This is a genomic window from Candidatus Chloroploca sp. Khr17 (assembly GCF_004138165.1).
Taxonomy (GTDB): Bacteria; Chloroflexota; Chloroflexia; order Chloroflexales; family Chloroflexaceae; genus Chloroploca.
Window position 1 is genome coordinate 54,368 of the sequence record NZ_RYFF01000029.1, and the last position, 26,183, is coordinate 80,550.

A 26,183-nucleotide genomic window follows, 5' to 3' on the forward strand; every position below is an offset into this window, starting at 1 on the left:
GCACGCGTGGCGTCAAGATATGGGAGGGCCGACTGAAGTCGGCACTACCTTCGGCAGCAGAGCAGAAAACTTTGTTGACAGACTAGTAGTAGTGTGTGAAGTACATGTCCCGGTCGCGCCGCCGACCACGAATACTGATCACGAATATACGAATATGGGCTTGGTGACGCACGTATTCGTTTATTCGTGGCCCCCATTCGTGGTCGGCCAACGACACCAGAAAACTTACTTCCCAGACTACTTAAACAAGGAAATAGGAAATAGCAGCCTATGTCACGTCTGGTCCATCGCGTTCGTCTGCATGCCCCTGCTGCCCATCTAGTGCAGCGGGGCGCGTTCCTGCTTGAAGATGCCCTGCGTACCGCGTCACTGCCCGGGGCCGGGCCAGGGCGTCTGCTGCTCGTGCGCTATCTGCATGTAGGCACAATCGATCCTGCCCGCAATCCCGTCGCGCTCGCGATGGCCCTCGAAGCACGGATGCGTCTGTTGCGCACAACGGCGGTGCATGCGGCGACGGCAGGGGCACCGACGGCCCAGGTGGTCTATTTTCACGACGAAGCCGAGGCCTACACAATGCTGGCCCTGCGCCTCGTGGCGCGTCAGCCAATCAACGCCTGGTTCTGGCGGCTCGTTGTCCCGCCCCTCGACCCGCGTGCGCCGTTGCGTTCGCTGCTCTATGCGATCCCTGCCACCAGTGTCGGCACCGCAATGCTGCTGCGCGTGCTCACTGAACTCGCTGATCGCACGGCGCTCGATCCATTGCTGGCGACCCTGACACCCACTGACGGCGCACGGCTGCTAGCGCTGCGTCATTGGCCTAGCCCTGCGCCAGCCGCGCCTGCCATGCCAGCGCTGCCCCTCAATGCGGCAGCGCCAACACACAGCATCACAGGGTCGCCGACAATGCCAACCGCACTGCTCAGCGCAAAGTGGCGCGTGCCGCTGACACGCTGGCTCAAGCAGTGGGGCAGCGCCGATCCACGCTCGCACTGGCTCGCCACCAGTGCCCTTGTTGCCACCCATCCGCCCCGCTTGCTTGATCCGACGCTGGCGCAACGTGCGGCGCTCCTCATCAGCACGATGACCGCCGCACCAACGACACAGCCTTCACCAGTTGGCAGTTCCCCAGAACTAGACCAAGACCGGCACCAGGCTCAGGCCGCGCACACCGCGACGTATCCAGCCGAGGCAACCTCAGATGAACTGCCGCTGCCTGGCAGCACGACCGTTTCGGCCCTCGGTGTACCAATCGAGCGCTCGTTGCACCTCAGGCCAGGGCCGCAGGGCAACCAGACCGTGACGCCGCAGCCATCGCCGACACGCACTGGTCAACCCGACAAACCAATGTCCACCCTGGCGCCACCGCTCGCCATGCCACCAGTGACCCGGCTTGGCGGCCTCTTCTTCTTGCTCCCTGTGCTCGAGCGCCTCGGCATCCGAGCATTTCTGACGGCCCAACCACACTGGATCGAGGCCGACCTGGGGTGGGCGCTGCTGCGCATCGTCGCTACGCGCCTCGGTCTCACCGAGCGCGACCCGTTGCACAACCTTCTCGGCGAGGCACCACCCGACAATCCCGCGCTCACCTTCGTTGCACCCACGACCTGGCACAACGGCCCGGCGGCGTTGCCATACGCCACGATCCATCGCGTCGAGCAACAGCCAGGGCAGCGTGTTATCATTGATCGCACCGGACGCCTGCTGCTCGCACGGTGGTCACACCAGCGACCGGCGGGCCTGCACGAGTTGCGTGCGGCAACAGAACTGCGGCGGGGCACACCCCTGGCGAACCTACCCTCACCAACGCACGCCTGGCTCACCGCCACCCGTCGCTGGCTCCGGCGCAGCCCGGCCCATATCGGCCTCCACGATCTCGTCACCCGTCCCGCCCTGATCAGCACCACCGCAACCCATCTCGACCTCACCTTCGACCACAGCCAGACCGATCTGCGCCTGCGACGTCACGGCCTCGACTTCAATCCCGGCTGGGTGCCGTGGTTAGGGAAAGTCGTCTCTTTTCATTATGCCAACGTGGAGGAGCTACGTTATGGTCTTTGAACATATTCTCCGCTCTCCGCTTGATACCGCCGCGCTCAAGCGCTCGGCTCTGGGATGCGAAGCCCGCGCAGGCAGGCGAGACCGGATTCATTGCGTAAAGACCATCAGTAGTCTGTCAGCGCCGTTTTCTGGCCTTGCTGCCCCCTCCCAACCTCCCCCCGCTGGGGGGAGGGGCTAGACACCCGCCCCCAGCGGGGGAGGGCTGGGGAAGGGGCGTCCGGCTCCCGCCCCCAGCGGGGGAGGGCTGGGGAGGGGGCGAAAAATTCTTCATCAAAAAGTATGCCGGCTAAACTATGACTCAAGCACCAACAACTCAACAAACGCAGCACGGGCCGCGTGAAGAACTGCCCCCGGTCACGCTGCGCACCTACGCCCTGGCGGGCATTGCGTCGCGCATGCTTGGTGCGCTCGAAGCGCAGCCGGATCGGCCTGAGCATGGCTTGTTGCTCTACGCCTCGCACCTGGTCGATCCGCACCGCGAGGGCTGGAGCGACAAACTGGCCGGATATTTCCAGGCCTCAGCGCGAGGAGACTGGCCTCTGTTGCGCCTAGCAAAAACAATGGCTTTATCAGATGCCGAAATGTTGGCGATCACGCTGGCGGCAGCGGTCGAAGACGATATGATGATCGGCCGCACCATCGCGTATGTGCAGGCCCCCATCGGTGGCAGTCGCCCTACGATGAGTCTGCTGGCGACCCTGCACTCCGCGCCTGAGCACGCGCCTATCCCGAGCCTTGTCACCGGGCTAGCCATGCGCAGCGGTCTGCTCGTGATGGGCGACGAGCACCTGCCCCTGCCCGAGCGCCCGGTGCGCGTGCCGCTGGCGATCTGTCTGGCGCTGCACGACCACGATGCCGAGATGGCCGGGGCAACCCTTGAGCCTGGCCCGCCAATCAAATTGCCCGCAGCGATCGAGCAACAAGCCCACCGCCAGGCGCTCGCGCTTAGCCAGGCTACGAGGGGCGGCCTGGTGATCCGCACTGGCTCGCTCGCCGAAGGCAAAGCCGTCGCCCTCGCCATGGCGCAGGCGCTGCAACAGCGGCCCGTCTACCTCGACCCGACACAGACGCAACCGGGTCTCGTACCCTGGCTGCTCCTCCGGCAACTGCTGCCCGTCTTTCCGCTCGAACTCGCCCCCGGCGAACAGCGCACTCTCCCCGCGCTGCCAGGGTATACCGGGCCAGTGCTGGCAATCAGCGGGCCAGATGGTTCGGTGGAGCGTGCCGGCGCAACGCTCTACACCTGGACGCTCCCGGTACCCGAGCGGCGCGACCGGGAAGCCTTGTGGCTCGGCGTCACGGGCGATGCCGAACTCGCCGCCGACCTGGCGCGCCACCATCGCCACAGCAGCGGGCGCATCGCCCACCTGGGGCAGGTCGCGCAACACGAGGCGCGTCTACACGAACGCACGAGCCTCACCGCAACCGACCTGCGCGCCGCCGCCTGGGCCAGCGAAGGCGGTGGCCTCGAAGGGTTGGCGCAACCGTTGCCCCAGCCAATCGGCGACGAAGCCCTGACCCTCGACGCCACACTCCGCCGCGAACTCGAAGCGCTCGTGCAGCGCTGCCTGGTCCGCGACGAACTCGTAGCCAACCTCGGCCTGGCCGCGACCGCCCGCTATCAACCGGGGGTGCGCGCCCTCTTTGTTGGCCCATCGGGTACCGGCAAAACCCTGGCGGCAGGCTGGCTCGCCACCCGGTTGGGCCTACCGCTCTACCGCGTCGATCTCGCCTCGGTCACCAGCAAATACATCGGCGAAACCGAAAAAAACCTGGCGCAACTGCTCGCCCGCGCCGAACAGAGCGAAGTCGTGCTGCTCTTCGACGAAGCCGACTCGCTCTTTGGCAAACGCACCGACGTGCAGCAAGCCAACGACCGCTTTGCCAACGCCCAGACCAACTATCTCTTGCAGCGCATCGAATTCTACGACGGCATCACGCTCCTGACCAGCAATAGCCGTGGCCGCTTCGACCCCGCCTTCTCGCGGCGGCTCGACATGATCATCGACTTCCCAATGCCCGAACCCGAAGAACGTCGCGATCTCTGGCTGAATCACCTTGGCACCGGCCACACCCTGACGCGCCAGCAAGTCAACACCCTGGCCGCGCTGGTCGACATGGCTGGCGGCCACATCCGCAACGTCGTGCTCGCCGGGGCCGCCCGTGCCCGCTCGAACGAGCGTCTCATCACCTTTGACGATATTCTCGACGGACTCACGCGTGAATACAAGAAACTCGGCCAACAGATGCCCATTGAACTGGTAGCGCTATGAAAACAGCCCCCCCTGAGCACAAAAGCAAACCCGCCGCTGAACCGCGCCAGCCGCTGGTGCAACCTGAAGCCGAGCACGAAGGCGGTTTGGGGGTCGGCATGCCCTTCTTTCTCGCGAGTGCCTCTCCGCCCCCGGTGCAGCCAAAGCTGCGCCTGAATCAGCCAGGCGACCGCTACGAACAAGAAGCCGACCGGGTTGCAACGCAGGTAATGCGGATGCCCCTGGCGCCTGCCGACACCGTGCAGCGGGCTTGCAGCTGTGGCGGAACCTGCGCCCATTGCCGAGGAGGCGGCGAAGCACCGCTGATCCAGCGGGAATTGGCAGGCTCCACCACAGCGCCCCCGTCCGCAGGCACCGTCTTGCCCTCAACCAGGGGCAAGCCCCTTGACGCCCCGACACGCCAGAGCTTCGAAGCCCGTTTCGGGCACGACTTCAGCGGCGTACGCATCCACACCGGCCCCCAGGCAAGCGACAAAGCCGCCGCGATCCAGGCGCGGGCCTTCACCACCGGCAACAACATCGTCTTTGGCGCCGGCGCATATGCCCCCGGCACCCAGGCAGGCCAGACCCTCCTGGCCCACGAACTGGCGCATGTCGTGCAGCAGCGAAGTGGGAGCACTCCGCCCGGTCAAATTCAGCGTGTCTTTGATATGGAGAACGATCCCAACATACGCCGCATGCGCGAGCAAGAGCGTGAGCAAGCACGCCACCGTGCCGCCGAGCATCGGCGTTGGGAGGCTTCACATCAAGAGCGCTTTCGTACCGAGCTTGGCTCACAACCAACGACCCTGACCGAACAACAGCAGCGTACCGAACAGAACCTGATGGTGCAGCGCAACCAGGTCTTTGAGGCTGTACGCTCATCTGAGTCAGGTGGTCTGCTTGCCGATCTGCTACGTCTCGCTGGCGTTGAAGTTACCTTACCCACCACCTTGCCTGCTGACTTGCAGCAACGCTGGAATGCTGCTCGTCAAGCTATCGAGGCTATCCGGTTTAGCCTCCAACAGAGTGATGTCACATGGGAAACCCAGGACGAATTACGACCGGTATTTACAGGTTTCTATCTAGCACTGATCGAATTTGCCGGAGCAATCGAGCGCGTGCAACAGGCTCGTGAGCAACGCGAGCAGCAGCGCTACCAGGAAGAGCAAGCACGCTACGAGTCGATGCGCGAAACCACATTTTCTGGCCCCAGGGGAGAACCGGGTGAAGGGGCCTTCCGTGGTGCCTGGAGCCTTGCAAATCCACCGCCTCAGCCAGCCTACCGCGCAGATCCCCCTGTCAGCCCTACGATCAGCCCGATGCTCGAGCATGTCAACCGAGCCGATGCAGCTGCGGGGTGGCAGCAGGTCGTGCAAGACTTTAACCAGGCGACGCGCATCATGGATCGTTTGCTGCTCTCGCTCTTGCCTGAAAGCTCGCGTCAGCGGCAGGGTATGGAATATTTCTCATCGCTTGGTGACCGACTCGCCCAGCTTGAGCGCGAACATCCCCTGGCGGTGCCTATCCCAGCGGTTTTTTACCCCAAAGACAAGTTTGTCCGCATCCCTGACCCCAATGGTGCCGAAGGAACCATGGTCAGTGTAGCCGAAGGCATTCCCTGGCAGTTCTATCTGTACCACACTGGCGTCGCTTCGCATGATCAACCAGCGCGTGCGGGGGGGGAATGGGTACTGGTTGATCTGACCTCGCCTCGCCAAGAACGGGCCAATCGCCAAGATTCGAGCGCTTTCGATGCGGCGATGCTGCAACAGGGCGACGTTCGCGATCCTCCTCAGGAACTCTTTGAGCAACTCAATACCAAACTGCGTTTCCCCGAAGGCCAGCTCTACTGGCAGATGCCCTCAGGTACTGCCTGGACACTGGCAACGACCGCTGAGTGGGAACTTTCCGACTGGTTTGCAGCTATTGGTATGACCCTTGGTGCCGTAGCCCTCATTGCCGGTGTTGTCGTCACTGGTGGGCTGGCAGCACCGGCGGCTGCCCCCGCGCTCGGCGCAATTGCCACCGCTGCGGGCATTGGTGCCGCCGGGTTTGGCATTGCTTCTACCCTCTCGGGCACGGAAGAACGCCGTCGCCAGGGCATGCTGACCCAGCGGGATATTGACCGCGCTGCGCTCGCGATTGCGATTGATGTGGCCGGTGCCTTGGCGCTTGGCATGGGCCAACTCGTCCGTGGCGCTGGGCAGATCGGCACCATGGGCTCACGCCTGGCAGCCTATACCGGGCGCTACTGGTTCCTGGTACAACGCGGTGCTCAGGCAACCACAGGCGCAGCGCTCGTAGGCGATGCTGCGCAACTGATGACCGCTTCTTCAGATTTCATTACAGCCTATCGTGCCATCCAGCGTCATCCTGGCATGAATGAGAGTGAGCGCGATCGCGCCCTCGTGCAACTTGTCTCGACCGGCTTGCTCACTGGCGGCTTGCTCACCCTGTCGATCCGTGGTGGCTTGAGCGATCTACGGCAAGGCACCAACCTTCATCTGGTTGGGGTCGATGCCGATGGTCGCGCTATGGTTCAGGCGGCTGGCGAGCTGCCAACAGGATCAACGCCTCACCCCGGTGAACCAGGTACACCGGTGCCCAGACCAGATACACCCGAAGCAACGATCCGCGTTGCGCCCGATCCAACGACGCCCACCGCAACTGGTTGGAGCCGACCTTTGCTGGCTCCCCGCCCTGGTTCATCGCAGGTCGATGCAAGTTTGCCCTCGGGACGCGTGGAAATCCGCGTCAGTCAGGACGAGACTGGCCTTGTAACAGGCTTGCAGATTCGCCATGCACCCGATGCCAGCGCTGTTGACATCGCGATCCACGAGCGCATGGGTGGGCTTATTCGTCTGTATGGTGGTCAAATCGGACGCATTCCATTGCTGATCAACCAGTTGCGCCGCGCCTTCGGCGGCAATCCGCCCCCACTGACGTTGCAAATGGAACTCCGCAAGCTGCGCCTGACCGCAGCAGAACGCCAGCAGCGTCTCGCGCAGGGAGGCTTGAGTGAAGCTGAGGTGCGCCAGCTTGAGAGTCAGCTCGATTTGCTCCGCCACGAGATCAACAATGTTGAAGCAGCGATTGCCAATCCTGATCTGCGTAGTCGTTATGCTTCCGATGTGGTAGCGTTACCGGTCAGACCTAGCGATGTCCCTAATTTGCCTGATCCGCCAGCGAATCATCACTACTACCTCTCACCATATACCAATCGTTGGGAATTGCGCCGCAATCGAGGTTACGCAGGGCCACGCTTTGATGTCGAATACGATGCGGCGGGTGCTGCGTCAGGTCGCCTGACCAACGCTGCTCAGGTAGGTCAACTTGTTGAAGGCCGTGAACTCAATGCCAGCACCCGGTCAGTCCTCGAATCTCTCGGCTATCGCATTGACCGCAATGAGGTTATCTATCGCCCACGCGGCCACGATGCGCCAGGCCATCCCCATATGGCACCGCTTCAAGTCGAAAATGGGCGCATCAGGGTTGCGACAAGCGAAAGCCTGGGTGAGCAACAATCGCGCATCCGTGCTGGATTAGATACAGGGCAAGAAACTCGTCTGCGCACGGTGGAACAGGGCCTGGCACCAGGCGAACGGATGGTACTGGTTGAAGGTTTGTATGATACGGGGGTAACCTGGGCTCAGGTGTTGCGTCCAACGCAACGCACCAGGCTGCGCGCCATCCTTGCAGCTGAGGGGGTGCCCGACGCGGATATTCAGCGCCTGATTGATAACCTGATTGGTCAAACTGGTACGCTTAAGGTTGTCCTTGGAACACGTGGCGTACGTGAAAGTTTTCCGTATCGTCGTGAGTTTGGTCAGACTCATGGGCCACCGGCTCCGGGGGTTGAGGTACACCACGGCAATCCGCTCTATCTCGGCGGCGATCATACGCCAGAACTCTTGTTTGGCCTTTCGCCAGGGCCACACGAGGCCTTGCATCGCTTCTTTGATGCACTCGAAATACCGCAAGGACCCTTGCAAGGTACAAGCTTGCAGCCTAACAGATTGCAGACCGCTGCCCAAACTGATGCTCGACCTGCCTATGCTATAATCGATACCGGAGGAAATATACGTTATGGTTCGCTTGATGCAGCTCCAACCACAACCCCCTGAACTCCACCCCCCACTCGATCGCGCCTGGCATACCGATCCGGGAGTTGGCTATCTAGATCTGACCCCGGTCGCCAATGAGGCGGTGGTTGTCGTTGCTGGTGCTCGACTTGCAGGCCTGAATCTGGCTGATGGCAACCTCCGCTGGTCATATGCGCAAACTGGTTCAACGCTCGATCTGACAGCCAGTGTCGCAGGCCCAATCATTGCTCACTCCACCCAAAATCATTCGCTGATCACGGCACTCACATGGCAAGGCGACGTCCGCTGGCAGATCGACCCTGGCATTGCGATGGCTGGTCGTTCCCTTACTGGTCTTGATGGCTACCTGCTGGCACGCGGTGTGCATCTCCGCCCGTCGGTACGCCAAGTGTGCCGCCTGATCAATGCTGTTACTGGTAGCGTTGAGGCCGAATATCCTCATGTGGGCGGCAAGCCAGACATCGTGCCACGCGGCATTCTCGCCTCAAACGATGCTGGTAGCCCAGATGAAACCGGTCTCTGGCTTTACGATTTCACCACCCAGCATGCCGTGCGTTTGCATGATGCGCCCCACGAAGTGCGGATTGTCGAAGATGCGCTTGTCATCATTGATGCATCTGATCGCGATCAAATTCCACCTCAAGGCGATCTGTTGGCGTTTGATACAACACGTGGTGCACTGCTCTGGTCGGCATCCGGTGGGCCAAATCATGCGCTCGCCGCAGATCGCCATCACGTCGCGAGTGTGATCGCACCGCAAGAGAATCAGTTACGAGCGACCCTCCACGACCTGCGCTCGGGCACTCTGCACTGGACAAGCGAGCCGATGCTTGGGCAAGAAGCCCTTCCGGTTCTCGCTGCCGATGCGGTCCTGCTCTTTGTTGATGGCAAACGCCTCATGGTGTTTGATCGCACCAATGGAAATTTGCTTCAAAATATAGATCAACCTTCGACATTGATTTTTGGAGGCTGTCTTGCCGGTAATGGCCTGATCAATGTGTTTCGTAATACGGTCAGTTGCTTGAAAACCAGAAGCTAGTGTATGACCCGACCATATCCCTGGACAGATGGCTATGTGGTGGCAGTAGCTGATCAGATTCTCTGGAATTATCAGGTTATCTGGCCTCGCTTTACGGCCCATAATCCGGATTTGTCGCTCCAGCGCATCCGTGATTTGCTGGGCACAATTCGTGCTGCTGGCAATCCAATCAGTGATGATATGGCTCCGCACCTTCCAAAGGGTGAGGATGTCGCCAATACCGTGGATGAACTCTATCAGTACGTTGTTGGGATTCGGGAGGTCGGAGCCCAGATCTTTACCGGGCCCGCTGATCTGCCAGAGTATCTTTTTTGTACCTGTGCGTTTCCTCGTGAGTATCGCGGCCTTCCAGGCCCAGATCTTGTCTCGCCTGATGAGGTTGAACTCTTGCATATGGGTGATATGCCTGCCCATGTGCAAGATTGGAAGCAGCGTCGGCAGATTGAACAGTTTTCTCGTCTGCGTCATCTGACGCTCTTTCATAGCCCACTTTCCCATGAACCACTGGGCATTGCGCTTGAAAAACTCCCCCTGCTCCAGGGTCTCGATCTCCGTGAAAGCGGTCTGACCTATCTCCCCGATCCCATATTACAGTGTTCTCAGTTGACGTTCCTGATGCTCAATGACAACCCGCTCGTGCAACTTCCTGACCTGACTGGTTTACCCAAGCTACGTTATCTTGGCCTTGCTCGTACTGGTTTATCGAGGCGGCAGGTTGCGCACATGCGTACACAGTTGCCTCACTGTGAAATTGCTGATGCATCCCACAAACCAGCATAAATCCAGATCTGATTCAAGATCCGCAGCGCCGGTTGAAGCTCCCCCCTCAACCGGTGGCACCTCTGCGGGCATGCCGCTCTTTCTCTCGCCCGCTCCGCAACAGCTTGTCCAACGCGAGCCCGTTGCCGAGGCGCAGCCAGACACAGCCGCCCAGGATCTAGCGCAACGCCCCCAGGGGCCGCCGGTGATCTTTGGTCTCGATAATGAGAGCCGCCAGATCTATGCGAGCGTAACCGCGCCCGGTGCGCGCCTCGAAGAGATCGCTACCTATATCTATGGCACGCCCGATCAGGCGCTGCGCCTTGGCGAAGAGAACGGCATCGTCTCGAGCGAGGTGTTGCAACCAGGCCGCACGCTGCACCTCGTTGAAGGCCGGATCACCACAGCGACCCAGCAGGCGATCAGCAAGGGGTTGCAGTCTGGCGCCATCATGCGCACTGACGGCATCCCCACCGAAGTCGAAGACGACGGACTAGTCTACCAGTTCCCCATCGAAGGCCGTACCGTCGCCGTCACCGCTGGTCAATTCAACGCAATGCTCAGTGGCTTGCGGCGCGTCACCTCCCGCGAGGCCGACCGCATCGCAAGCATGCTCGAGGTCTATCTCGAAACGCGCAACGATCATGTCAACAACACCAATAGCGTCGTACGCGGCCTCAGTGACTGGATGGGCGATGTCGACGTGCCGAGCCAGATGCGCTTCATCCTCCCCAAGGCCCGCGCCGAGGCGGCCAAGCAAGCGCTCGATGAGCTCGAGTTCACCGGCGATCCGCTTGCCAATGCACGCCAGTTGCATCAACTCCAACAACAGATTGTTGAGCTAGGCCAGGAATTGGGCGAGGCCGAAGCCGCCTGGCATCACTATCTTAATGGCACCATCGGCGGGGCCGAAGTCGCCGTTCGTCGGCTCGAGGTGGTACGCAATGTCTCCTTTGGCATGGTGGCGGGCATGGCCGGCGCGCTTGCCGCCCCCGCCGCCTTCGCTGCCCTGGGCACCATCGGCATTACCGGCACCGGTGCCACCCTCCTCTCGCTTGGTGCCGCCACCGGCACCGGCGCAGTCGTACGTGGCGGCCTCGAAGTCGCCCTGCCCGGCGCCCAGGCTGATCGCTCGGTTGGCGACCGTTTCGCCAGCGGGGCCTACACTGGTTCCATCCAGGGCCTGACCGGCGGCATCGGGGCGTTCGCTGCCCCCGCCGTCAGCGCCGGTGTGACCGGGCAACTCGCAACCCGCGTTGGCCCCGGCTTTGTACAAACCACCGGCGGTCGCCTAGCCTCACAGGCGATCACCGGCGGCATCATTGGCGCTCCCTCTGGCGCTGGCGGGGCCGCCCTCGAAAACCTGCCTGCCTATATGCGCGGCGACATCAGCGGCGATCAATACAGCTCAAGCATCTCAAGTGGCTTTGCCTGGGGCGGTGCCCTCGGTGCCGGCTTTAGCGTCGTACCAATGCACGGCCTCTACCGCTCAGGCGGGCAACCCGTCACCCCAGCCTGGATGCTTGCCGGCCCCTACTCACCCATTGCCCCAGTACGTGGGGCCGGCTCAGGCTTCCACAACCTCCCCCGCGAACAACTGCCTGCCTTCGCCGAAGATCCTGGCGTCGCCGGCTATGCCTGGGCGCGTCTACGCTCAGGGGGAACCGATCAATGGGTGCCTGTCCGCACCTATGGCCCACAGCAACAGTTTGAACTCGCCTGGTACGGGCAACAAAGCAATGCCAACCCCAACGCGAATTTCAACTTCCTCTACGGCCCCGAAGGAACGGCCCCTGGCGCATTGCGCCTCGTTGGCTCACGCTCAACCCAACAATCATCAGCCACAGGCTACGCAGGCATGGCCGCCAACGACCCCTTCCCCGGCGCACCACGCAGCACCCGCCGCGACTTCCCCATGTCCACCGACGACTTTGCCGTAACCATGCCCGATGGCAGCAGTCGCCGCATGATCCGCGGGCACCAGGTCGATTTTCGCGACACAACCCGGCGCACCGTCGACATCGGCGACTCAAATCTCGACCCACGCAACTTCACCCCCGAGCCACCCGAGTGGGGTACTTTGAGTGGCCGCATGCGCCTGACCCAGCGCATGATCGGCGAAAATCCAGGCGGCGGCACCCAGTATCGCCAGGTCAACGTCTACGGCGATCGCCCACTCGTGACCGCCGATGGCACCCCCGTCCCCGAATACATCTACTTCATCGAAACCAACGCCAACGGCACCCCAGTACGCGCCTGGGAAGTCCCCTTCAACGATCCCAACGCCTTCGCAGGCACCAACATGCACCAGGCCAACGCCATTGATGCCAGCTTCGGCATCCCCCTCAACCAGATCCCACAGCCACGCCAGATCCCCATCGAATCCATCCCCCCCGGCGTGCTCGGTGCGATCACCAGCACCCAAACGCAACAATAAAAGGGGCGGGTGGCGCAACCAACGGGCCAATGGGCGCAGCAGCAATGGCAAGAAGCCTGCGAACAACAGGTGGGCCATGGGCTGCTGCGCCCCTACACCGGACACCCGCATCCCCACCCCGGTGATCGCTGCGCCCGCCCGTGGGTATGCAACATTCTCCGGTGACCGTCACACCCGCATCCCCACCCCGGTGATCGCCCCATCCCCGCGTAACCGTCCGGCAATCCCCCCCGGTGCCGCGTAACCGCCCGGTGATCGAACCGTAGGGGCGCAGCAGCCCATGCGCCTCCCTCAACCACCCCGCCCCCCCCATCGCTGCTGCGCCCGCCCGTGGGCATGCAACATTCCCCGGTGACCGTCTGCGCCCTCCCGTGGGCAAGGCTGATGCAAAGTCTTCCCGATCGTCCGCAGATGACACAGATGACGCAGATTATAGCTTCCGCATCTGCGTCATCTGCGTCATCTGCGGACACTATCTAACCCTCCTGGGACTTGGCATCAGCCCTGGAAAGAACCGCACGACGTAATGGTGTGGTAGAGGGGCTGTGATAGAGTAGAGAAGGCGCATCTTTTGCTTGACCCCGAAAGGTCGAGGCTATGCTTTCCAGAACTGTGCGTGTCAACTTGTTCATAAGAGCCGTTGTGATAGCTGGCCTGTTTTGCTTGTTGCTGCTGCCCTTGCAAGTAGCGGCCCAGGACGAAACCCGGCCTGAAGATACGATGACCACAGCCACCAACGAAACGATCCCACCCACCGACGCACCCGCACCGGAAATAATCCCCCTCTTGCCGACCCTTCAAGCCATGCAAACAGCCCAGGCCGCCCTGTCAACTGTCGTGCAGGCGACGCCACCCTCTGATCAGCCACTTACCCTGCTGCCCGAGACCCTGACCATTGATGCAACCAGGCCAACCACCGAGACACGCCTCGTACTGGTACGGGCAAGCAGCACGATCACCAACCTACAGGCCGTCATCCTCGATCTGCATCGCCCAGACAACCATCGCGTGCTCGGACACCAGCAGATCACATTGCACCAGAGCCTGCCCCCCACCCTGACCGCAGGAAGTCTGATCACCATCCCAATCACCCTTGATCTCACCAACATCGCAAGCGGCGCATATACCGGCAACATCCACTTCATCTATGCCAATGGCGAAACCTTTCTCCCCCTCGCCATTCGCGTCAAAGATGGTGCCATCTGGCCGCTGATCGTGCTAACCCTCGCGGTCATCATCGGGCTCACAGTCACCCAGTACCGCAGCGGCGCCTTCCGGATCGACGAAGTCGGCGCACGCCTGGATCGCCTCCATCACGAAATCCGCGAACGGAGCATGCGCGAAGGCCTTGAGCTCTTGCAAGAAAATCGCGAGCTTGCGGCTCAAGTTGCCCTGGCCAGGCAGCACCTGGACGCACACAAGCCTGATGAGGCTGAGCAGGCCATCCAGTCAGCCTACAGACTTCTGGCCGACTATAACCAGGATAGTTGGACACGCTATGCCAACGAGAAGGAAAAACTAAACCTGCGCCATCCCCCTGAGCGTACCGAGCACAACAATTATCTCGCAAGCGTCAGCGAACTACCCGAATCAGCACGCCAAGAACCAGCACAACGTATTATGATCGAGCGTGCGACCCAGGCAATCAGCGACTACATCGCCGTCGAAGAGAGCATAGCCAAGGCCAGACAGATCGCGCAGACACAGCCAGAGGTTCAAGCCCTGGTTAAGGACATGGAACGTGAGCAAGCGAGCTTAAAGCAAATCGACCCCTTGCGCCAGCCCGATGAAGCAAGGCACACCGTAGCGAGCATTATCGCAACAAAACAGCAGTTAGTACAACAAACCCATCGTCAGCGAAGCAATGCAGCACGCAACAAAGCGACGCAAGCTCAATCCGAGCGCCCAGTGGCGGGAAACACCACCAACGCCGAACACCTCACAAGCCTCTTGGGAATTCCGGTCACACATGCATCGCGTAACAGCGCCCCTCCCCAACCCACCCTCTGGAGCAAGTTCCGGGAAACGGTACGCACAGTTCTGACAACGTGGCTTGATGGACTGCGCTGGATGTTCTTAGGCGCACACATGCGGCTCGTCACCTTCAAAATCGTCGTCACCGCCACCGTGCTCATCCTCCTAAGCCTGACCGGCTTCGTGCAGCTCTACACCAACAACCCGACCTTTGGCAGCAACGCCGTCGTTGACTACCTCGCCCTCGTCGTCTGGGGCCTCGGCGCCGAAGCAGCGCGCTCGGCCATCGGGGTCGTCGGAAGCTGGAACACACCGGTGCGCCAGCGGTAGAGGGAACCGTAACTGCGCACACCTCTCCTGGGAGCGAGGGCGAGACGCCCTCGCTCCGCTCGGCCCGGAGGGCGGCGGCAACGCGGCGCGGGTCGCGCTGGCCCCGAAGGACGGCCCATCCCATTCCGGGCGAGCCCCGCTCGCGAAGCCTGCGGATGCGCCGCGCACCTCAACGGCGACGGTCGCGGCAGCGGGACTGCTGCTCGCACTTGCGCCAGCGGCGGCACCAGCCGCACCACCCGCCATCACCGTCGCAAAGGTCGCTCGCTCAACCAGACGCAGCATCGTCCGCGCCCCGGTGACCGCCTCCTGCGCCGCAAAGCCGAGCAGCTTTGGCACCTTGAAGACCAGCGCCATCGCGAAGATCGCCTTTAGGTATCAAGTGGGCTACGCACCGCACCAGGTCCACGTTGCAGGACATGGGTGTAAATCATGGTCGTCTGCACATCGGCATGTCCAAGCAACTCCTGCACGGTGCGAATATCGTAGCCAGCTTCAAGCAAGTGGGTGGCGAAACTATGGCGGAAGGTGTGGCAGGTGACGCGTTTGGTCATCTGGAGTTGCTGCGCAGCGCGCCGCACCGCCTTCTGAAGCACACTCTCGTCGAGGTGATGGCGTCTGATCGTTCCCGAACGTGGGTCTGTTGAGCGTTGGGACGCAGGAAAGAGGTACTGCCAACCAAGTTCGCGTGCTGCATTGGGCAATTTGCGGTCAAGCGCAAAGGGTAACTCGACTTCACCAAAGCCTTCGCGCACATCCCGTTGATGAATACTCTGGACGTGCGTGATTTGCGTTCGCAGCGCTGCATGGAGTTGATCAGGGAGCAATGTCGCGCGATCTTTGGCCCCTTTGCCTTGGCGCACAATCAACTGACGCTGATCGAAGTCAAGATCTTTGACCCGTAAGCGGAGACACTCGAGCAGCCGCAAACCACTGCCATACAGGAGGCTCGCCATCAAGTGCTGCTTGCCAGACAAAGTGGCGAGGACGGCCCGTGCCTCCTCACGACTCAGTACCGTGGGGAGATAGGTGGGACGTTTTGCGTAGGTAATCCTCAGATCCTCGCTCAGTGGTTGCAGCAACACCTCGCGATAGAGGAAAAGCAACGCACTCAGGGCTTGGTTCTGAGTCGAAGCCGCGACCTCACTTTCCACGGCAAGATGGGTAAGAAACGCGCTCACTTCAGTGGCCCCCAGTTCGCGGGGATGGCGCGTCCCATGAAAGAGGATGAAGCGACGAATCCATCCAACATAGGCTTCTTCGGTGCGGAGCGCGTAGTGTTTGCGACGCAATGCAGCCCGCACCTGATCAAGGAGTTTGGGGGGATGGGGTGATTCGGACATGCCCATTGACTTTCAGTATTCAAGAAGTTGTCATGATCTCTACCGTCTGAATGGCGTAAAGGATACGGGTGATAACGCCAGATCATATGATGATAGGGTCGCGCCTGACAGAAGACGGACATAGACGGCAAATCCGCCGCGTAGCACGGGTAGGGCAGGTATAGATGGCAAAAGTGCCGTGTAGCACAGGTACGGCAGGTATAGATGGCAATAGCGCCATGTAGCACGATAGAAGACTAGCAGGGACGGCAAACTCGCAGCATAGTATGTTAAAATACAGCCATAGGTGGTCGGATCGCCGTGTAGTGTAGGCATAGGTGGACGAATCGCCGTCTATTTCATGTTGGGCGGCCCGCAACCCGTAACGCCCTTCCATGGTAAACAGCTATTGAGGGTATGGTTCATGAGTCGTTCCGCATACGGCTCGGTGCTGACAACGTGTATGAGGTTATCATAAACCATATACACTCCATCCGGAAATACCTTACCCTAGAAATAAAATATCAGGATAAGAGTAAACAATATACCCTCTTCGCGCACTCCCTGAGGCTGGACGCGCCGTAGTGTGCTCGGCTCTATGGTATACTTTCGTTGGCGACCATGCATGCGAAGGTACGACCTGTGGCATACTCTATCGAGTACACGGATAGCGCGATCGAAGATATCGCCTATTTTACCAAATACGAACGGGGATTGATCGTCACCGCGATTGAAACGCAACTCACCCACGAACCGCTCCGCGAGGTGCGGAATCGGAAGCCAATGGAACCCAATGCGCTGGCCCGCTGGGAAGTCCGTGTCGGGAAGTACCGGATCTTCTATGATGTGGAAGTCAGTGACCGTGTGGTTCTGGTCAAAGCGGTGGGCTGGAAAGAGCATCATCGGCTCTACATTCGTGGCAAGGAGTATATCTTATGAAAACCGTAGACCTTACGCGTGTCGTCGATGCGGTGGAAGAACTGCTCGATCTTGCAACTGACGATGGTGTCTTGCTTCGACTGCCCAATGGGAAAGTCTTTTTGCTTCGCTCAGTAGTGGAAGACGATGAGGAGCATGACGATTTCGCCGATGAAATTGCGCGAACACGCCAGAATAGTGCGCTGATGGCGTTGCTTGAGGCACGGTCGCAGGAGCAGGCACGCATCCCGGCGGAAGAAGCACGGCGTCGCCTTGGATTAGATACCTAAACGATCGAAGGCATATACAAAAATATATATTATTTTAGCATATAAAACAGATTAAAGTGTTAGTAAGTAAAGCTGCATATCGTCGATCATTGTGGTAATTATCGTCAACCGCACGGGTACGATTCCGCGCCATAATCGTTGCGGGGAGCGATCAATCATTGACAGTAAACACAAATATATGCCGTTGTTCTGCGGTAAATGCGCCTCTGGTGTCAGTCCGCCTGCCCAACAACGGCTCGCAGGTGACGCCGCTGGCGCGTCCCGTAACCTGGCGTTTTTTTACAAAGCCGTCGTATGCCGTCAGCCGTGCCCACTATCGAACCTGCCAGCGGCGCACCTGAAGCCCGGCGTTGGGCGTCGCAATACACACTCTGCGCAGTTCCACCAATGAATGAATCCACCATCAAATTTCGCAAAGCAATCCGGACCGACTTGGAGCGCATTGTTCAGCTTCTCGCCGACGATCCACTAGGAAGCCAGAGGGAAGTACTGTCCACTCCCCTCGCGCGCAGCTATGTGCAAGCGTTCGAGGCTATCGCCGAAGACGAGAACAATGAGCTGGTTGTGGCCCAGCAAGGGGCGACGATCATTGGCGTTCTACAGCTTACGTTTATCCCATACCTCACTCACCAAGGCTCATGGCGCGCACTCATCGAAGGCGTCCGAGTGGCCGCCGAGGCCAGGTCTGCCGGGGTTGGAAGACAACTCTTCACTTGGGCTATCAGACGTGCAAGCGAACGCGGTTGCCGTATGGTCCAACTCACCTCAGACAAGTCCCGCCCCGACGCCATTCGCTTCTATGAATCTCTTGGCTTTGTGGCCTCGCACGAAGGAATGAAACTCCAGCTTGCACATGGCTCCGTCAGCGACGCCTAACCACTCGCTCAAGCGGAGCGCCAACGGCAGGCCACCAGGCCCGGGCTGGTGGCCTGCCGTTGGCGCTCCGCTTAGCTCGAACGTTAGGCAGCAGGAGCAAACCTGATTGCTTGTGCTAGTAAACTCGAAATGCCCCGCTAAATCACTGCAGTTCTTATGTATATCACCTATCAAAAAACTACTACATAATACATGGTTAATTATGTGCGATTATCAATAAAACGAGACCAACAAAAAAATATTAACATCTACTGCCTCTTTTTGCCGTCAGGATAGACAACACCCAGAATAGGTGTAGGCCTTTCACCTAGACCCCCTTATGGTATAATGGCATCGTGTTTTTCGGAGTTACACAATACGCCATCCAATGCATTTTGATATTATTAGTGAAATACAAAATATCGAGACAATCGCCACCAATACAGGCATTCGCGAAGTAGAAAGGCTACGAAAAGTCTACGGCAAAGCCAAGTGGCGAAAGAAAAAAGGCATTGCGACTATTGCTCTTGCAGACGGAACAACGCATCAAGCAGAACTTCATTGGTATGAAGCAACCGGTTTTGGTCGGAAGGAAGTCAAGATCAAGTATCTACTTGATTAAAGAGGAGTCATATGCAAGTACAACAACCAGACACCACATTCGTCATTTGCATTAATAATGCAGATTATTCGGCTGCGCTTGAGTGCAGGAAGATTTATCAGGTCATCTCGGATGACACCGCAGCAACGCATGGATTATTGCGGGTAATTGACGAGTCTGGTGAAGATTATTTATATCCAACGACACACTTTATCCCGGTCAGTTTCCCTCCAAGCATTCAAGATGCGATCCTGCGCGCGGCATAGCAGCACAATTCGCAGCGCAAATATCTGAAAACAGATCAGAATATATTTCTTACTAAGATAGCAAATCCCGATATATTCGCAAATCTGCTGCCTAACACCGCTGTGCACCTGACGCCGCTGGCGCGGCCTTAACCTGGGCTCGTTTTACCCACAAACTACGGCTACCTATAACCGATCTCGACGGCGCCGCACTTCTCCTGCGTCGTCCTGGCGCTCCTGGTGACATTCGATTTATCGGGCGGTAGCCGCAGTTTGCTGGCGCTTGTCGCTCAACACGCCAGTGCCGCTTCACACGCCCGCCAGCGGCGCACCTAACGCTTCCCGTTGGGCGGCAACCTCAGCCCTCCATGCCCTCGCCAGGCAGTTCGGTACCGTGTTGGGCAGCCTAAGTACCGCCGCCACGTATGCGATGGCCAGAACCGTTCAGCCTTCGATGGCTCCTATCATCGCGGCGTATGGTACAATGATACCCTACAGGCGGAGGAATATAAGGAGGCGGAAACAGGTTTGGTCAGTTTGCGTTTAAGCCTTCCTGATGCGGTAGATCTCCACACCAGGCAAAACGACCAAACCGCTCTCCGGTACCGCTCCAAGGAGCGCGTTCAATGAACATCCCATCGATCATTCACCTCCTGCTCATCGGTCTCGGGGTCGCTATTGCCGTCATGGGGACACTTGGGATGTTTGGTTTTGGTCCTGGAGAGAGTATTATCGTCCTTGGCGTGCTTGCACTTGTAGATGATGGATTGAGGCGAGCATATTCAGCGAAGCATCATACGTTACGATGAATATGCTCGGATGGAGCATCATGGCTACCATACAGAAAGGATAATAACAATGAATAATAGACTTATCACCGCAGATCCAGCAATGATGATGGGAAAGCCGATTATAACCGGGACTCGTATTACGGTGGAATCGCTTCTGGATCGTTTTGCGGCGGGCGAGACGATCGACCAGATGCTGGAAGCTCATCCCCGCCTGACCAAAGAAGCGATCTTTGCCGCCTTTGCTTTTGCGGCGGACACGCTTCGCTCGGATATCATCTATCCTATCACGGATAAAGCGGCATGAATCTGCTGGCTGACGAGGGGATTGACAAGCCCATTGTGGACCGCCTGCGGCAAGATGGTCATATGGTCGTGTATATTGCCGAGGAATCGCCAGGTATCACGGACGAGGTGATCCTGGCGTTGGCGAACCAGCAAGACGCCATCCTGGCCACACGCGATAAAGACTTTGGCGAATTGGTGTATCGGCTGAATCAGGTCACACAGGGCGTGATTTTCGTTCGGTTAGACGGATTGCATCCTGATACCAAAGCAACAATCGTATCAGCTGCCATCACGGCACACGGGGCTGAGATGATCGGCGCATTTACGGTGATTAGTCCAGGCAATATCCGAATACGCAAGCGATCGGATTAGGATGGCAAGATGATGGTGCGTACAGTCCGGAAGATTCGCATCCTCAAAGGCCCGTCGCTACGAAGACATAATCGGCTGGCGATCGGCAATCAGCGCATCAGCACGCCCCAAAGCCGATCCTCATCCGTCAACCAGCCGCCCAACATCGCATGCACCTGACGCCGCTGGCGTTACATTGAGTTGACCAATTCGGTTACACGCCCGTCGGTTACACGCCCGTCGGTTACACGCCCGTCGGTTACACGCCCGTCGGTTACACGCCCGTCGGTTACACGCCCGTCGGTTACCCGGGCGGTCTGTTGTTCCATCGCCGTGCGGTACTGCTGTTCCAGTGTGCTGTCAGCCAGATGGGCATAGATCAAGGTCGTATCGAGACTGGCGTGCCCCATCAACCCACGCAGTCCTTCCAGGCTCATCCCGTGGTTGAGCAACTGGGTGGCGTAGGTGTGGCGCAAGCGATGGGGGGAGACTCCTGCCACGCCGGCGGCTTGACCCAACGCCCGGATGCGCGCCCATGCCTGGGCATCACCGAGCGGGAGCCCCGCCCGGCTCAGCACCAGATCGCCGGCAGCGTGGGGCACGGTAGGCAGATAGCGCAGCAGGGCGCTCAGCGCCGGCTCACTCAGGTAGACTACCCGATCGCGGCGCCCCTTGCCCTCGCGCACGCGCACCCGGCGCGCGCTCAGATCCAGATCTTGCACCTGCAGGTCGAGCGCTTCGCTGATCCGCAGCCCAGCGTGGCACAGAAGGTAATAGAGCGCCTGATCCAGCAGTGTGGCGGCGTCCGGGTTTGCGCTGGCCTGCTCGGCCAGCCGGGTCTCGATCACGACCACCTCGGCGGGGGTGAGGTGGCGGGGCAGCGGCTCGGGCAGGGCCAGGGCCGGACGCAGCGGGAGGCTGCTGACCTCGTCGCGCTCGGCCAGATACCGCAGCACTTCATAGACCCGATCCAGCAGCGTTTTAACCGACTTCGCTCGGAGACCGCGGGCCAGTTCGGCCTCCTGAAAGGCCGCAATGTCGCGCGTGCTCAGCTCGGCCCAGCTCGTCAGGGGCCGGTGGGCCAGCTGCCACACCCAAAAGACCCGCAACTCGCGCAGCCGTTGGATGGAGTGCTCGCGGCGCTGGCTCGGCTTCCAGCAGCCCTGCTGGTGGTGCAACCACGCCAGCGTGCCCTGCCGAATCGCCGCAGGCGCCTCGGGCAGCCAGTCGCTGCCATCGGGCAGCGCGAGCGCGGGGCGGGTAACCGTCGCCGGGCCGGGCTCCGGAAGGAAGGCGGACAGATCCGGCGGTGGGAGGCTGGGCGGAACCGGTGCCGGCTGCTGGGCCATGGCCGCTTCGTAGCTGCGGCGCACCTGAGGGTCGGCCCCATCGATGTAGCGCTGGGTGGTCTGGATGTGCGCGTGGCCGAGCAAGCGGCTCAGCGCCAACACAGGCATCTCGCCTTCGGCCATCCAGCGCCCATAGGTGTGGCGTAGGCGATGGCACGTGACCGCGACACCACACTGCTGGGCATAGTGGGTCACCCGCTCCTCGATCCCGGCCACACTCAGGGGACGGCCAAAGCGATTGCGGAACAGGGGCGCGTCGGGCGGGACGGGCGGAGCGGTCTGGAGGAAAGCGCGCAGGGACTGCGCATGGGTTGGGGTCAGATAGACGAGGCGCTCCTTGCGGCCCTTGCCAAGGACGCGCAGACGGATGAGGTCCTGAGAGTCGTCGGGGAGGGTGAGGTCGATCGAGCGGAGACTGGCGACCTCGCCAACGCGCAGGCCAGCGTAGAGCATGAGGCAGACCATGGCCTGGTCACGCAGGGTGGCGAGCACGGCAAGGAAGGCGGCGACCTCCTGGTCGGAGAGGTCGCGGGGCAAGAGCTGGGGCTGGCGCCCGGCGTGGCGGCGCATACAGACGGGATTGAGGCGCTGGGGCTCGCCGAGTTCGTCGGCGAGGAAGGCAAAGAAGGTGGTGAGGGAGGCGGCCCGACGTTTCACGGTGGCCGGGGCACAGCCGCGCGCACGCTCGGCATCGACAAAGGTATCGATATCGGCCCGCGTAACGCTTGCCAACGGCTTGGGCTGGGCGCGGATAAAGATCTGAAGATCACTCACATAATGCTTGGTCGTAGCTCGGTCAGGAAAGCGCCGCGTCAGATAGGCGGCAAAGGCGGTGATCCAATCGGCATTGGTTCGATTCTCCATGGCTGACCTCCTTGCTGATGCGTTCAGTATAGCACGGGTACGGTCAACTTAATGTAACCTGCGCGGCCCGAAACCTGGGCGCGACTTTTTCCGCTTGCCAGCGTCCCCAGCCTCGTCTCGCTCCACATGCCACCAGCGGCGCCTGATGCATGGTCGTTGAACGAAGCGCTCTGCGCAGGGGGCTGCGGTCGGCGTGATCGGCTTTCCCTGCTTGCCCATGCTGCGCTGATCGCGCACCATTCCTTCTATCGGTACTCGTCGTCCGAGAGGAGGTGTGCGATGACCCTGTTACGCCAGCAGATGACCGAAGCCATGCAGGTGCGCGGGCTGGCCGAGCGCACCCAGGAGTCCTCCCTCGGCGCGATCCAACTCCTGGCCCGCCACGACGGCAGTTTGCCTGATCAGCCAGGGTTACGCCAGCAAATTTGAGAAAATCTTGGCGGGAAAGAGTGCGTTTCAGCGTCTAATCCATGATTCCTTATAACAAGGATGGAATGACATTTGCAAGATAGAGCACGACACCCAAGAGCCAGACGCCCCAATGAACCGGTTGCAGACTGGTTTCATCCTCTTTTTGGAAGAGCATGATGGCTACGATTAGCGCCCAGACCACGTATAACGCCCATAGGGCAATCGCAATGTCTCCCAGGAAACTGAGCGCGCTGGCATTAACCGATTCATAGCTCTGCATGGAAAGCGCTACACCTGAGATCAACCCGAGCCAGGCAAGTTTCTTGTCAAAGGTATTGTTTTGCACAAGGATGCCCCCCAGCATAATCAGCCACAAGCCGGTGAACAGTGAACCCAAATGTTCACCCACCGTCATGCCAAAGTAGGTGTTGGCGAACTTTTCCAGGAAGAAAATCACTTCAGATGATACTTCGCTGGCGGCGTACGCGCTGGACAACATGGGAATCAGGATAACCCAACGGAAGAAGCCCAACACCTGAAAAACGCCAGAAAGCACTCCCGCAGTCAGGGCAAACAAGTCTAGCATGCGGCCCTTTTTCGTCAGATGATACATGGCGACAGCCATGAATATCTGCAAAATGGAGGTGAAGCCCATGATGTAATAGGTTGGGATAATGGTCCCCTGGTTGTTCTGGAACAGCGTAAACCGCGCTTCAGGACTCTCGCGGAGGATGTCGGGGAAGTTGAATGAACTGGCGAGCATGAGATTCCCCACCACAATCAGCAGGAAAAATGCCATAAAAATGGATGCGGTAACCTTATAATCTGTTTTGGTCGTCACGATTTTGCTCCTTTTATTCTGAATTTGGAAAATACCGAATAATCATCAAACCAAGCGCATGGCGATAAATCTCGCCAGGATTGGTGATGAAGGGTGGATACTGCTGACCGATTTCGACCGAGACCAGGCCATGCACGTGCCCCCAGATCGAAAGCGCCAGGAATTGCACCTGTTCGTCGGCGGCGCCGCGCTGCTGCTGCCAGTCGGCAAACATGGCTTGGAGTTGCGGTGATAGGGCGTGACCCGTTTCAGGGCGCAATTTTCCGGCGAGGTGCCCAGCCATCAGAACATTCATGAGCACAGCCAGGGAACGCCCTGCCACTGGCTGAGTGATATCTAACGGCGCTACGTAACCGGCCAGAGGAGTGCCAAAAATGAGTTGGTAGCGTTCGGGTTTCGCGATAGCCCATTCACGATAGTTGATACCCAGAGCAAACAGGCGCCTCCCATGTTCCTGCTCAGAGATTGAAAGGATGGACGCTGCCTGGGAATCGGCCAGAGAAGCGAACGCGTCAATGATCAAGGCTGTGATCAAATCGTCACGGTTAGGAAAGTAGTTATAAATGGATGGAGCGGCAATGCCCAAGGCACGGGCAATGCCGCGTAGGTTGAGCGCAGTTGCACCCAGTTCGGCAATCTGCTTCCAGGCCGCCTCTTTGATGGCGGTCTGTAAATTGGGATGTCTTTCGTGGTTGTGAGGGCGTGGTGACATGGTTCTCTATATAAACTAACACTGTAAGTTTATTAAGATAATCTTACAGTGTTCGTTTAAGTTTGTCAAGATGGGAGATGTAGACCTATTCGGATATGGCAAAAACGGCCAAACTAGGATGTTAAAGAAAAGGGGTTTTGGCGCTCCTGTTTTGCCGATATCCTATACACTACCTTGTCTCTGCACTAGGTAATTACGTGTCGCGCCCAACAACCGCATACACCCGACTGGCGCTTTGCGCCTTCAGGCCCGAATTGTGTGGGTTCACAGCTTGTTGGTAATTCAGGCAAGGTTTCGTTGGACATCGCGCCAGCAGGTGACGCTTGTCGTTGGGCCGCCCTCAGGTTAAAAGCCTCTGATGAACAAGGATTGTGTCGCATACAACCCGTTCAGTGCATAAAAGCGTACTTTTGTTTGTCGATAATCTTCACCCTCTCTTGGCCGTTTTGCTGCGGGTGAGACGATTGACCTCATGCTTGAAGCGCATCCACGCCTAACGAAAGAGGCGATCTTTGCTGCTTTTGCCTTTGCCGCTGATACGCTTCGTTCGGATATTATCTATCCTATCACGGATAAAATCGTTGGCCGTCTTCGTCACGATGGGCATAGCGTGATTTATATTGCCGAGGAATCACCGGGTATAACCTGGCGGTTGTTTTCACGCCTGTCGCGTGCCGTCGCTCACCGCGATCTATCACGCCTGCCAGCAGCGCACCTGACGCCCAGCGTTGGGCCGCCATGCGTTCCGCCAACCTGGAATGGCTGTACCTGCTGGTCGGCTCTATATTCTTGACTTTCGCACCAGAAGTACATACAATGTAACCACATCAGAGGAAGGGGTAAATGAGATGAGCAACGTCATCAAGACACGCCTGGTCAAAATCGGAAACTCGCAGGGCATCCGCATCCCGAAGGTTCTCCTTGACCAAATCGGTCTCACAAAAGATCTCGAGATGGAAGTACAAGGCGACCAGTTAATCTTGCGCGCTGCTCGACGATCACGAGAAGGATGGGCAGAACAATTTCGTCAAATGGCCACCAATAATGACGATGTTCTTCTCGACCCGAGCACACACACTGCTTCTACCTGGGATGAGGAGGAATGGACGTGGGAATAACGAGGTTTGACGTGTTTCTGATTGACCTTGATCCAACCATCGGTGTGGAAATTCAGAAGATACGACCGTGTCTCGTCGTTTCTCCAGATGAAATGAATGACAATATCCGAACAGTCATTATTGCACCAATGACCACCAAATCTCGTCCCTATCCAAGTAGGGTTTCCTGCTGTTTTCAGGGAAGACAAGGATATATTGTCCTTGACCAAATCCGTACCGTTGACCAACAACGATTACGAAAACGGCTTGGACGGATTGATCACCAAACACAATAC

The 26,183-nt window shown here is 59.2% G+C and carries 22 protein-coding genes and 1 pseudogene; 19 read left to right on the forward strand and 4 right to left on the reverse strand.

All coding sequences use genetic code 11. From position 1 onward, the window contains the following. The first annotated feature begins 270 nt into the window (after nucleotides 1-270). The 7 genes from EKD05_RS16370 (at nucleotide 271) to EKD05_RS16400 (ending at nucleotide 14,955) form a co-directional block, all read left to right on the forward strand. The gene (locus EKD05_RS16370) at nucleotides 271-2,058 is read left to right on the forward strand and encodes a hypothetical protein (RefSeq protein WP_129674654.1); all 1,788 of its coding nucleotides are present in this window, start codon (nucleotides 271-273) and stop codon (nucleotides 2,056-2,058) included. A gap of 293 nt (nucleotides 2,059-2,351) precedes the next feature. Continuing rightward, nucleotides 2,352-4,331: an ATP-binding protein gene (locus EKD05_RS16375; protein WP_129674656.1), complete on the forward strand. Its 1,980-nt coding sequence runs from the start codon at nucleotides 2,352-2,354 to the stop codon at nucleotides 4,329-4,331. After that, on the forward strand, nucleotides 4,328-8,437 hold the full coding sequence (locus tag EKD05_RS16380; protein ID WP_129674658.1) for a DUF4157 domain-containing protein: 4,110 nt from the start codon (nucleotides 4,328-4,330) through the stop codon (nucleotides 8,435-8,437). The genes EKD05_RS16375 and EKD05_RS16380 overlap by 4 nt, the downstream gene beginning before the upstream one ends. Then, nucleotides 8,400-9,455 (forward strand): PQQ-binding-like beta-propeller repeat protein, encoded by a 1,056-nt coding sequence (locus tag EKD05_RS16385; protein ID WP_129674660.1) that lies wholly within the window; start codon nucleotides 8,400-8,402, stop codon nucleotides 9,453-9,455. Before EKD05_RS16380 ends, EKD05_RS16385 begins: the two co-directional genes overlap by 38 nt. Nucleotides 9,456-9,458: 3 nt before the next feature. Continuing rightward, nucleotides 9,459-10,235, forward strand: a complete 777-nt coding sequence (locus EKD05_RS16390) for a leucine-rich repeat domain-containing protein (protein ID WP_129674662.1) — start codon at nucleotides 9,459-9,461, stop codon at nucleotides 10,233-10,235. Between the two features lie 70 nt (nucleotides 10,236-10,305). Further along, nucleotides 10,306-12,651, forward strand: coding sequence for a hypothetical protein (locus tag EKD05_RS16395; RefSeq protein ID WP_129674664.1), 2,346 nt, complete (start codon nucleotides 10,306-10,308; stop codon nucleotides 12,649-12,651). 642 nt (nucleotides 12,652-13,293) lie between these two features. Continuing rightward, entirely contained in the window at nucleotides 13,294-14,955 is a 1,662-nt protein-coding gene (locus tag EKD05_RS16400; RefSeq protein ID WP_129674666.1) for a hypothetical protein, read from the forward strand. 371 nt (nucleotides 14,956-15,326) lie between these two features. On the opposite strand, the gene EKD05_RS16405 is transcribed toward EKD05_RS16400, so the two are convergent. Continuing rightward, nucleotides 15,327-16,298, reverse strand: coding sequence for an integron integrase (locus EKD05_RS16405; RefSeq protein ID WP_370374908.1), 972 nt, complete (start codon nucleotides 16,296-16,298; stop codon nucleotides 15,327-15,329). Nucleotides 16,299-16,919: 621 nt separating this feature from the next. Between EKD05_RS16405 and EKD05_RS16410 the strand changes: the two genes are divergently transcribed. From EKD05_RS16410 to EKD05_RS16445, 8 genes are all read left to right on the forward strand, one after another. Continuing rightward, nucleotides 16,920-17,216 carry a type II toxin-antitoxin system RelE/ParE family toxin gene (locus EKD05_RS16410; protein ID WP_097650951.1) on the forward strand — a complete coding sequence of 99 codons (297 nt, stop codon included), beginning with the start codon at nucleotides 16,920-16,922 and terminating at the stop codon, nucleotides 17,214-17,216. Then, nucleotides 17,213-17,485 carry a hypothetical protein gene (locus EKD05_RS16415; RefSeq protein WP_097650952.1) on the forward strand — a complete coding sequence of 91 codons (273 nt, stop codon included), beginning with the start codon at nucleotides 17,213-17,215 and terminating at the stop codon, nucleotides 17,483-17,485. The genes EKD05_RS16410 and EKD05_RS16415 overlap by 4 nt, the downstream gene beginning before the upstream one ends. 387 nt (nucleotides 17,486-17,872) lie before the next feature. Next, a complete protein-coding gene (locus EKD05_RS16420; RefSeq protein WP_129674670.1) occupies nucleotides 17,873-18,361 on the forward strand; it encodes a GNAT family N-acetyltransferase in 489 nt (162 codons plus the stop codon). A 367-nt stretch (nucleotides 18,362-18,728) separates the two neighbouring features. Continuing rightward, complete coding sequence (locus tag EKD05_RS16425; protein ID WP_129674672.1) at nucleotides 18,729-18,962, forward strand: hypothetical protein; 234 nt, start codon at nucleotides 18,729-18,731, stop codon at nucleotides 18,960-18,962. Nucleotides 18,963-18,973: 11 nt separating this feature from the next. Then, nucleotides 18,974-19,207 (forward strand): hypothetical protein, encoded by a 234-nt coding sequence (locus EKD05_RS16430; protein ID WP_129674674.1) that lies wholly within the window; start codon nucleotides 18,974-18,976, stop codon nucleotides 19,205-19,207. Nucleotides 19,208-19,812: 605 nt separating this feature from the next. Then, nucleotides 19,813-19,995, forward strand: coding sequence for a hypothetical protein (locus tag EKD05_RS16435; RefSeq protein WP_129674676.1), 183 nt, complete (start codon nucleotides 19,813-19,815; stop codon nucleotides 19,993-19,995). Between the two features lie 49 nt (nucleotides 19,996-20,044). After that, entirely contained in the window at nucleotides 20,045-20,281 is a 237-nt protein-coding gene (locus tag EKD05_RS16440; protein WP_129674679.1) for a DUF433 domain-containing protein, read from the forward strand. Then, nucleotides 20,278-20,634: a DUF5615 family PIN-like protein gene (locus tag EKD05_RS16445; RefSeq protein WP_129674681.1), complete on the forward strand. Its 357-nt coding sequence runs from the start codon at nucleotides 20,278-20,280 to the stop codon at nucleotides 20,632-20,634. The genes EKD05_RS16440 and EKD05_RS16445 overlap by 4 nt, the downstream gene beginning before the upstream one ends. 170 nt (nucleotides 20,635-20,804) lie before the next feature. Here EKD05_RS16445 and EKD05_RS16450 read toward each other — a convergent pair whose 3' ends face one another. Next, nucleotides 20,805-22,826, reverse strand: a complete 2,022-nt coding sequence (locus EKD05_RS16450; RefSeq protein ID WP_129674683.1) for a tyrosine-type recombinase/integrase — start codon at nucleotides 22,824-22,826, stop codon at nucleotides 20,805-20,807. Between the two features lie 279 nt (nucleotides 22,827-23,105). On the opposite strand from EKD05_RS16450, the gene EKD05_RS25820 reads away from it, so the two are divergent. Further along, nucleotides 23,106-23,255, forward strand: a complete 150-nt coding sequence (locus EKD05_RS25820) for a hypothetical protein (RefSeq protein ID WP_165360768.1) — start codon at nucleotides 23,106-23,108, stop codon at nucleotides 23,253-23,255. 49 nt (nucleotides 23,256-23,304) lie between these two features. On the opposite strand, the gene EKD05_RS16455 is transcribed toward EKD05_RS25820, so the two are convergent. Together EKD05_RS16455 and EKD05_RS16460 are read right to left on the reverse strand one after the other, a co-directional pair. Further along, the gene (locus tag EKD05_RS16455) at nucleotides 23,305-24,078 is read right to left on the reverse strand and encodes a DUF4386 domain-containing protein (protein WP_129674685.1); all 774 of its coding nucleotides are present in this window, start codon (nucleotides 24,076-24,078) and stop codon (nucleotides 23,305-23,307) included. A 13-nt stretch (nucleotides 24,079-24,091) separates the two neighbouring features. After that, nucleotides 24,092-24,790 (reverse strand): TetR/AcrR family transcriptional regulator, encoded by a 699-nt coding sequence (locus tag EKD05_RS16460; protein WP_129674686.1) that lies wholly within the window; start codon nucleotides 24,788-24,790, stop codon nucleotides 24,092-24,094. A gap of 448 nt (nucleotides 24,791-25,238) precedes the next feature. On the opposite strand from EKD05_RS16460, the pseudogene EKD05_RS27235 reads away from it, so the two are divergent. The 3 genes and pseudogenes from EKD05_RS27235 to EKD05_RS16475 form a co-directional block, all read left to right on the forward strand. Continuing rightward, nucleotides 25,239-25,583 (forward strand): annotated as a pseudogene (locus tag EKD05_RS27235) (hypothetical protein); the annotation flags it as partial. A gap of 55 nt (nucleotides 25,584-25,638) precedes the next feature. Further along, nucleotides 25,639-25,908, forward strand: a complete 270-nt coding sequence (locus EKD05_RS16470; RefSeq protein WP_129674690.1) for an AbrB/MazE/SpoVT family DNA-binding domain-containing protein — start codon at nucleotides 25,639-25,641, stop codon at nucleotides 25,906-25,908. Continuing rightward, nucleotides 25,893-26,183 (forward strand): type II toxin-antitoxin system PemK/MazF family toxin (locus EKD05_RS16475; protein ID WP_165360769.1); only part of this gene is annotated, 291 nt, incomplete at its 3' end. The genes EKD05_RS16470 and EKD05_RS16475, both read left to right, overlap by 16 nt.